The sequence below is a fragment of the Nostoc sp. T09 genome, from assembly GCF_002154695.1.
Classification (GTDB): Bacteria; Cyanobacteriota; Cyanobacteriia; order Cyanobacteriales; family Nostocaceae; genus Aulosira.
Genome location: NZ_MTAV01000152.1, coordinates 1 through 9,684 on the forward strand (window position 1 = coordinate 1; position 9,684 = coordinate 9,684).

The 9,684-nt window shown below is 43.2% G+C and carries 7 protein-coding genes; 3 read left to right on the forward strand and 4 right to left on the reverse strand.

Translation table 11 applies throughout. From position 1 onward, the window contains the following. Window positions 1-242 precede the first annotated feature (242 nt). Window positions 243-1,049, forward strand: coding sequence for an aldo/keto reductase (locus tag BV372_RS26920; RefSeq protein WP_086689552.1), 807 nt, complete (start codon window positions 243-245; stop codon window positions 1,047-1,049). 319 nt (window positions 1,050-1,368) lie between these two features. Here BV372_RS26920 and BV372_RS26925 read toward each other — a convergent pair whose 3' ends face one another. Next, window positions 1,369-3,570 (reverse strand): AAA family ATPase, encoded by a 2,202-nt coding sequence (locus BV372_RS26925; RefSeq protein WP_086689553.1) that lies wholly within the window; start codon window positions 3,568-3,570, stop codon window positions 1,369-1,371. Between the two features lie 115 nt (window positions 3,571-3,685). On the opposite strand from BV372_RS26925, the gene BV372_RS26930 reads away from it, so the two are divergent. Continuing rightward, entirely contained in the window at window positions 3,686-5,167 is a 1,482-nt protein-coding gene (locus BV372_RS26930; protein ID WP_086689554.1) for a CoA-acylating methylmalonate-semialdehyde dehydrogenase, read from the forward strand. Window positions 5,168-5,496: 329 nt separating this feature from the next. On the opposite strand, the gene BV372_RS26935 is transcribed toward BV372_RS26930, so the two are convergent. Then, entirely contained in the window at window positions 5,497-5,835 is a 339-nt protein-coding gene (locus tag BV372_RS26935; protein ID WP_086689555.1) for an NIL domain-containing protein, read from the reverse strand. Between the two features lie 27 nt (window positions 5,836-5,862). Beyond that, window positions 5,863-6,516, reverse strand: a complete 654-nt coding sequence (locus BV372_RS26940; RefSeq protein WP_086689556.1) for an NIL domain-containing protein — start codon at window positions 6,514-6,516, stop codon at window positions 5,863-5,865. A gap of 1,081 nt (window positions 6,517-7,597) precedes the next feature. Here BV372_RS26940 and BV372_RS26950 point away from each other — a divergent pair. After that, window positions 7,598-8,749 carry a hypothetical protein gene (locus BV372_RS26950; RefSeq protein WP_256973473.1) on the forward strand — a complete coding sequence of 384 codons (1,152 nt, stop codon included), beginning with the start codon at window positions 7,598-7,600 and terminating at the stop codon, window positions 8,747-8,749. Between the two features lie 202 nt (window positions 8,750-8,951). Here the strand turns inward: BV372_RS26950 and BV372_RS26955 are convergent, their stop codons facing one another. Further along, entirely contained in the window at window positions 8,952-9,428 is a 477-nt protein-coding gene (locus tag BV372_RS26955; RefSeq protein WP_086689559.1) for a GNAT family N-acetyltransferase, read from the reverse strand. Between the last annotated feature and the right edge of the window lie 256 nt (window positions 9,429-9,684).

The following is a 9,684-nucleotide window of genomic DNA, read 5'->3' on the forward strand; positions in this document are numbered from 1 at the left end:
GAATGAAACAGCCCTGCCCTTTTCAAGGGGGGAAACTGGACTCAAAGTCCCCCTTTTTAAATGGAAAGCTTCTTAAAGTCCCTCTTTTTAAGAGAAAAGCTTCTTAAAGTCCCCCTTTTTAAGGGGGATTTAGGGGGATCAAAATATTATGGGACAAGTGTAGATCCCGAACTGCGATCGCATCCTTTAAATCCCATTGTCTCCAAACCTATAGTGTAATTAGGGAGTGGAGGAAGTTAACCGTGGAATTAGTTACCCAACAAGGACAAAAAGCCAGCATTCTCGGTTTAGCAGCACAGCCGCAGCTAGATGTTACTTCTATTTCAATGGCATTTGCGGCGGGAATTAATTACTTTTTCTTTTACAGTCTGGAGTATGACAACTTCCTGAATGGATTAAAAGCCCTGCTCAAAGAAAAGCGCGAACAGCTTTTAGTTGCAACTGGTAGCGAAAACAGAGACATCAATTCTTTGCGTCGTTATCTTGACTCTGTGCGCCATCGTCTTGATGTTGATGGCGTGGATGTGTTTTTTATCGAATACGTCTCTCCCAGTGATGATAGCAAACAGGTTCAGGCAATACTTGAGGAATTGCGATCGCAGCAGGAAAAAGGACTGATACGCTATGTAGGAGTCACCACCCATAACCGACCGATTGCTTTAGACACGATCGAGCGCGATCGGTGTGACGTATTAATGCATCGTTATAACATGGCACACCGCAAAGCTGAAGAAGATGTTTTACCTAAGGCTCACCAAGCTGATATTCCCGTAGTGGCATTTACTTGTACACGCTGGGGTTCACTACTAACAAAGCATCCCAACTGGCAGATGCAACCACCCACAGCAGCAGACTGCTACCGTTATGTATTAGGTCATCCTGCTGTAAGTTTGGCACTTACCGCCCCAAAAACCAGGCAGCAATTAGAAGAAAACCTCAGCGTTCTGCACGCTTCGCCACTCTCCCCTGAAGAAGTCGCTCACTTGCAGAAATATGGCGACTTGATTTATGGCACTGGTCAAGATGCCTTTGATACTCAGTGGGCTTAACGAAGCGCAATTGAAAGATGCATAAATTCTTCGTTGGGGCACGGCATCCACAATTCTTAGGTATATAAGTAGGTGGGCGGGAAAATTTATAACTATGTCATTGCGAACGGAGCGCAGCGAAGTGAAGCAATCACAAAGGTTTTGAGCTTTTTACATTTTGTTACATAGTTAGGTTTATTTGTGCCTACCTACTTACAAGTCATCTTATTGACGCCGTGCCTCTACCCATCTGTCACTTATTCTCTGTGACTCTGCGCCTCTGCGTGATACTAATTAATACTTTCACTCAGCAATACCAAATCCGAATTTGAAAATTTTTCTACCCAGCCTGTACAAAGGCTATAGTGCTATTCCAAGTAACTGTTTGATTCAGCAAATACTGAGTAAATAGTTTTTGTACAGCTTGTATTTCTTTTACTGTCAGATTCCAAGCCAGACGGTCTGCATAACTGGGGTGAGTTGCATTAGTAGCAAACAAGCGATTGATAAAAGCTTGTGTGATATGCATCTGTGTTGAACTGTGCTCAAGAGTTACTTGCACTACCAAAGAAGCAGCGTCAAAAGCTTTTCGCAAATCCTCAGCATCCCAATTGAGCATCGGGTCTGTTTGCTCAGCATAAATAGCTTCTTCAGCAGTCACTAACTTTTCATACAAATCAAAATCCAATTTCTTTGACTCTAGTAAACGATAAAACCTTTGTGTATGACGGGGTACTGTTTCTGCTAATATAATCATTCCCTGTGGTTGCAGCAATTTAGCCAATGTTTTTGCCGTAGCGACTTTATCAGGTTCAGCACGTAGGGCATTGCGTCCAATGATCCGGTCAAATCTGATATCAGTGGTTTTTGCTGCTAACTCAGTTAATGTAGTCTGCAAAATTAGAGGACGTATTAATTCTGGTAGTGCTGCGGCTTGTTCGGCTAAGGCATTAGCATCAGAACTATTCTGCACACAAGCATAAACTCCACCTTCTGGGGCGTGACGTATTGCTTCCCAAGTAAGTAAACCACTGCCAGCATTGATATCTAAAATGAGATGATGACGCTGCACTTGAGCGATATCAAAAATGCGATCGCGTACTACTTCTAATTGTTCTCCTACTTGCGAAAGTGTGCGCTGCAACCACCTCTCTGAGTTGCGATCAGTATTTCCATAGGTGAGGATTTCTAGTGGTGCGACACCTACACCTTCTACTAAGGCGGCTAGTTGCGCCTCACGGCGACGCGCCACCCGCGTAGCAATCTGCTGTTCATAACCTTGGTCTGATGGTTGGTAAAAAACTTGTCCTTGTAAACTTACTGGTAAGTATTGTTGTGCTACCCAATGATCGCGGTAGGCATGAGGATAAAGATAACCGGCTCCATGCCCAAATCCTTTTTTGTCTCGGTTACCATCTTTAAGGTGTGTGGGAACTTCTGCTTCCCTTTCATGCTCAACCGCAGCTAAGGCATCAAAAAAACCCATGATACTGTTTGACTTCGGTGCATTTGCTAAATACAGGGTTGCTTGTGCTAAATGATAACGTCCTTCTGGCATCCCTACACGGTCAAAGGCTTCTGCACAAGCATTAATAACTACAACTGCTTGGGGGTCAGCTAGCCCTACATCTTCACTAGCTAAAATTAATAAGCGGCGTAAAATAAAACGCGGTTCTTCACCTGCATAGACCATTTTTGCCAGCCAATACAAAGCTGCATCCGGGTCAGAACCCCGGATACTTTTGATGAAGGCGCTGATAGTATCAAAGTGGGCATCTCCTTCTTTGTCGTATAAAACAGCACGCTGCTGAATTGATTCTTCGGCGACTGCTAGGGAAACGTGAATTACACCTTTTTTATCAGGTGGTGTTGTCTCTACCGCTAATTCCAAAGCATTGAGCAGTGAACGAGCATCACCGTTAGCAACATTCACAAGATGAGCCAATGCCTCTGGTGCAATTTGCACTTGCTTTTTCCCGTAACCGCGTTCTCTGTCGGTTAGCGCCTGCTGGACTATAGCGTATAAATCTTCATCGTTTAGTGGCTTGAGTTGGAAAATCCGCGATCGGCTGACTAGTGCTTTGTTAACTTCAAAGTAAGGATTTTCTGTTGTCGCGCCAATTAAAATTACCGTACCATTTTCCACCCACGGCAGCAGTGCATCTTGTTGGGACTTATTAAAACGGTGGACTTCATCAACAAACAAAATCGTTCTTTGATTGTGGAACTTTCGCCGTTCTTGAGCTTGGTCGATCGCTCCCCGAATCTCTTTGACGCCAGAAAGCACAGCATTAATCGCAATAAAATAAGCACGGGTGGTGTTTGCAATCACACGCGCTAGGGTAGTTTTGCCTGTCCCTGGTGGACCAAAGAAAATCAGCGACGAGAGTTGGTCTAAACTAATAGCACGTCGCAGCAGCCTTCCTTGTCCGAGAATATGATCTTGCCCAATGAATTCATCAATTGTGCGCGGACGCATCCGCGCAGCCAACGGTGCTTCCGTTTCTGTGATTTGCTGCAAATGCTGGTCAAATAAATCCATAAAATCTCGCTAAGGATTAACCCAGCCCCCAGTTCAATCAGTCACGCCGAAAAGCATAACAGCTAAGATAGCCATATTGCTGCATTTACTATTCTACAAATCTGAACTTGTCCTCATGAGCACAATTCAAACCTTACCCAACTACATCAACGGTCGGTGGTGTGCATCTCCTAACGCTACAGACTACTTAGATGTGATCAATCCAGCAACCGCAGAGATACTGGCGCAAGTACCTATCTCACCAGCGGCTGAGGTAAACCAAGCTGTTGCAGCAGCAGTGGCAGCTTTTGCGACATGGCGGCGCACACCAGCGGCTGAAAGAGTGCAGTATTTATTTAAACTCAAAAATTTGTTGGAAGAACATTATGAGGATTTAGCTCAGACGATCACAATAGAATGTGGTAAGACTTGGGCTGAGTCTAAGGGTGAAATGCGTCGGGCGATTGAAAATGTAGAAGTTGCCTGTGGGATTCCGATGATGATGCAAGGAACGAATCTGGAGGATATTGCCACAGGTATTGATGAGATGATGATTCGCCAACCCTTGGGCGTGGCGGCGGTGATTTGTCCTTTTAACTTTCCGGGGATGATTCCATTTTGGTTTTTGCCTTATGCGATCGCAACTGGCAATACTTACATTGTCAAGCCTTCGGAAAAAGTCCCGCTGACAATGCAAAAAATCTTTCACTTACTAGACAAAACAGGTTTGCCCAAAGGGGTAATCAATCTGGTAAACGGTGCAAAGGAAACTGTCGATGCTATTTTAGATCATCCCCAGATTCGGGCAATTAGTTTTGTTGGTTCTACCCCAGTAGCGAGATATATATATAGTCGAGCCGCAGCTAATGGTAAAAGAGTGCAATGCCAAGGTGGTGCGAAAAATCCCTTAATTGTTTTACCAGATGCAGACATCGAGATGACCACACGCATTGCGGCTGATAGCGCTTTTGGATGTGCTGGACAACGCTGTTTAGCCGCATCTATTGCCATCACAGTTGCAGATGCACGCCACTCGTTTACAGAAGCTATAGCCGAAACTGCGAAAAATCGTGTGGTAGGTAACGGCTTAGACAAAGGTGTAGAAATGGGGCCGGTGATTGATGGTCGCAGTAAAAACCGAATTGAGGAATTAATTCAACAAGGGATAGAGGAAGGGGCAGATCTTCTAGTTGATGGACGACAACCAAATATTTCTGGTTACGAACAAGGTAATTTTATTCGACCGACAATTTTACAAAACGTCAATCCATCTGGTGAAATCGCTCGTACAGAAATTTTTGGCCCGGTACTGAGCTTAATACATTTGGATACTATTGATGATGCGATCGCCTTAGTTAATAGCGGTCAATATGGCAACATGGCTTGTTTATTCACCAGCAGCGGTGCAGCAGCTCGGAAATTCCGCTACGAAGCAGAAGCAGGTAATATTGGGATTAACATTGGTGTGGCTGCACCAATGGCGTTTTTCCCATTTAGCGGCTGGAAAGAAAGCTTTTTTGGCGATTTACATGGGCAAAGCAATCACGCCGTTGAATTTTTTACTCAAACTAAAGTAGTTGTAGAACGCTGGCCCAGTAATTGGTCACGTCAATTTTGAAAATGGGGAACAGGAAACGGGGAACAGGGAATAGGTGAAGAAGGATTTTCATCCCTTGGTTGTGGAATTTTCCCATAATTAATACCAATTCAAATAATGTTTACGACAGATAAATTCTTTGTATGGGCACGGCATCCACAATCTTTTGGTATCTCAAATTATTTTACTGGTGCCGTGCCCCTAGATAACTTAAAAATAAGGCAGTCCCAATAATAAAATTGGATGCATGGTGATAAAAATTGTTTTATTTCTCAAGCTAAAAACCGACAGGATAAAACCTACAAAGATGGCATAAAAATATTTCTTTCTGTGTTCTTCTTTTCCTGTTTTCAACAAGACCAGCTATCACCATCGACATTAGGCTTACCCACAATTTTGAGATTGAGAGATTCAAGATAAGCTAGACCCTTAGAGATTTGTGACACGCTGCCTCGAATTTCAAGATGCAAACGTCCTTGTTCACCTATTTTGGCTCCCAGCATTGCTCCAGTAATGTTAACAACCAAACCATAATTGGAAATTAACCGAGAAATCACTGGCTCTTTTAGGTAACAATTAGGAATATACAAGCACAAACGAATCTGAGTAATCTGGCTTTTTTCATACAGTGATGGAAGCACAGAGGCTCTGGCTGCTGTTTTAAGTTGAACTTGATTAAATGCTGTCATTAGATCGTAAATAATTCAAAAAACTTTTTATTCCAAAATTTTATGCCGCACTGTATTAGACCAATCAGGCCAAACAGGTAATCCCAGCTTTTTTAGATAACTCAGACTAGAGTAAATTTGCCTTGTTCTGCCCCATAAATCCAGGTCAAACCAGCCATCATCTTGCATATCAGGGTTAAGAATGGCGCTAGTGATATTGACTGTTAATCCATAACGAGAAACCAGTTCAGAAATTATGGGTTTCTCGTAATAGGTTTTCAAGATGCACATTTGTAGGCGTAGCCGATTAGTTTGACCTTGAGAAATCCATGCTTGGAATTCTTCTGTCCACTGAGTTTTAAGTTTTTCAGATTGACTGGTAATGAGTTTGTTCGCTGAATTTGGGAATGGTTGGGAATGCTGATCGGATTGAATATGGTTGGCGATCGCTAGTTCTACTAAATTCACTCCCAACCCTTGCAAGTAAGTTAGGCTACTAGTTAGTTGTTGCGGGTTTCCTAAAAGTTCTAAATCAAACCAGCCATCGCTTTCACTACCCGATACTAATGATGCTGCTGTAATGTTTACAGTTAAACCATAGCGAGATACTAATCGAGAAATAACAGGTTGCCTGTAATACCTTTGAGGTACTGAAATCCGGCTATGGATTGGGGAAGATTTTTCAGGCTTCTTGGGAGACATTGAATTAATCCCCCATTGCAATTGAGTAGTCTAGGAAGACTGGAACAAAATTTAGTTTCCTCAAACTTGCTCGACTGAATATAAGCTTCATGCCGATTCTCCTCTTGTAGACTATTTCAAAACTACGTTAAATCTATCAAGTTACCGTACTAATTGCTTATGTAAAGGAGAATGGCACAAAAACCACAAAAAAACAATCAGTATATCGAACAGTTTTTTCTAGAAGTGCGTTCGCAGCCAAATAGCGCTGATGATTGACAATCTGGGTGGAATTGTTTAGCGGGTAAAAAACATCTGCTTTAATATTTCTAATATTTAGTGTGTTTAAACATACTTCAACTATCAGTCAGTAGTTTATTGCAGTGACTAAGGACTAAGTAATAGTTATAGATTCTGTGACAAAGTACTAAAGTATATTCGCGTAACCAATAAGCGCTATTGCTCTCAAACTAAAGCCTTTGCATAAATATACAGAGTGGCACGCTAGGAAAAACTAAGATATTGTGTTATTTGCGTAATAATCGGTTTTAGTGGAGAACAACCGCTAAAGGTAATGGGAAAACTTGGGTATGAATTTCGAGGTTCACAAAGAAAGCAGTTGCTAAAGCAAGCCCTAGCCGGAATGCCCGCCGATGCGTTAACTGTTATAGATTCATACGAGGTATATGATGACAACTCAGACTCATCCTTCAGTGTTGCAAAAGACGGCAAGCTTGACTTTATCAAAGCCTGTACAGGCAACACTTTTCGTTTCACTGTGCACGTTGACACTCTGGACTGTTTATTTTACGACCTATCCCGCAATCCATGATCGCGTACACAGCCCACGTCACCACACTTTGCTGGTGCCTTGCCACTAAATAGTTAGCAACTATTTTTGAACCCCCATATCCTGCTGGGATTGGGGGAATCATCAGCGTTAGCACCCAGTGCTCAAGATTTCCCACTATCAACCGACAAATACAGTACATGAAAACTTGTACGCTGGGTCAATCAGGTTTGATAAGCTCCTTTAGTACTGTAGAAATCCACAGTCACAATGTCGAAATTTAAGCTTTATACACTCATCAGCGCTATTTGTATGATGAGTGTAGTTTTTTATAGTTTTACGGGCTTCTCCCAATCGCCTCAACCGCATGTGCGACTGATTAGCCCAACGCCAGCAAGCCAAATTATACCCTTTGAAGCTGAAGCCACTACACCCCAATCTCCAGTCAAATTGGCGTTGCGAGCAGAAAATTCAACAGGTAAACCTTTAAATAATGCTAAATTTAACCTGCAAATTTTCACGCCACCTCCAACCCCTTGGTTCACGACGGATTTCCCCATAGTGGAGGGAACCAAGCTACTAGATATAGAGACAATAGCCCCTAAAGGGCAGCTGGAATTACAACAAATATTGCCAATTCGGGGAAACTATCAATTTAAAGTGAATGTTACTCCAGTAGTAGCAAATGCCTTTACGCCAATTCAGCAAACCCTGACATTATCAGTAAGAGAGAATTGGGTAAAATATCGTAATTTTGCGATTCTCGCCGTAATTTTATTACTAGTTGGGCTAGGTGGTGGTTGGGTAATTGGCGGACGGCAAGCGATCGCACCAGGAGAAATTGCACCCCAGCAAGTACGATTATTGTTGAGTGGGGTAATTGTCGTAGCGATCGCAGCTCTTTTGTTCGTGAATATCAGTGCGGAAGTTGCTCATTCAGAGAGTTCCGGGCACGCACATCATCATGAGCATCACGATCATCATGGATCGGCAACCGCAGCGCCAGTTGATAATTCTGGAATTGTTCGACAACAGGGTTTACAAGCGCAATTATTGGGAGATGATAGCGCTACCGTCGGAAAACCTGCTGCATTGCAGGTAAAAGTTACTGACGAAAACACAAATCAGCCAGTCCAAGACTTACTTTTAAATATCAAAACCACCATGCTTGAAGATGGATGGGTTGCTTTTGCATACCAGGGTGTTCCCGATCCCACAGGGCAATTTTCTTGGGAACAAGGATTTTTTGATGGCGCACCCCACAAATTAGAGGTGGAAATTGCTCCCCAACCCAATGCTTCCCGCCAATTTACGCCCTTTAAAGTGCAAAAAGATATAGATGTGGAAGGAGTTGCACCGCCTTTCTCAGTGCGGTTCATTAGTCTGGCTTACATGACAGCTTTCGTGATTGTGGGATTGTTAGTGGGACTGCGATTAAAAGAAAATTTCGCGCCTAATAATTAATCTTGTCATAGGGCGATCGGGAATTCAGAGTTGGGAATTTGTAGTAGAAACAAGCAAGAAGTCAAAACTTGTTCATTTAACACTCCTAACTTAGTTACAGGCGCGAGCGATCGCGTCTGTTTCTTTCTTTGCAAACCAGAGTAGAATCGTCAATTTTAGGGTAAAACTCTCTGGAAGCGGATAAAATCAACAATCGGGCGCACTATAACTTCTTAAAGTACCTGGCGACCGGGAACAGCCTGAAACCCAGCTTTTCATAGGTAAAACGTGCCGGGGCATGACCAGGATCGCCTCCGGTCTCGACCATAGCAACTGACATCCCAGCAGCTTTCATCCAATCAAGAGCGAATTCCATCATAGCGGTGCCAATGCCTCGACGTTGATAGTCTGGAGCGACGGCGACCATGTAGATTTCTCCCATGCTGTTCTGGGAGTGAAGTTTCACGGCTACAAAACCCACAGTTGAACCAGAGTCGATCGCTACCCACACGTTTGTGTCCGCAGCAGCACAGACTTCCTCGACAGCATGAAGCTGGCTTACACGCCAATCGGGATAGAAAGAGAGGTAAACGTCAAGGTCCATCGCTTTCTGAATCGAATCAAAGACCGGAGTCCATGCCTGAAGCGAAAGACTTTTGATGGCATCAAGTTGACTCTTGTCGTATGGTTCAATTTGCATTTCAGTATATACTCCAGAAGACGGGGTATCAGTAGCATCGTAACAGAAAATCGGATTTACCCGTGCTACATGAATGTTACAAAAGTTTTCAGGTGCTGAAACCCTTGATTTGGTGTTAAGAGGCTATTTGGCGATTTCAAAAGCGAGCTACTACAAACCTCAATAAAATCCTTATGCCATAAGAAATATACGTAGGGTGGGCAATGCCCACCCAGCCCTTTCAACGCGAACAAATGAACTAGTAGGGGAGAATCAA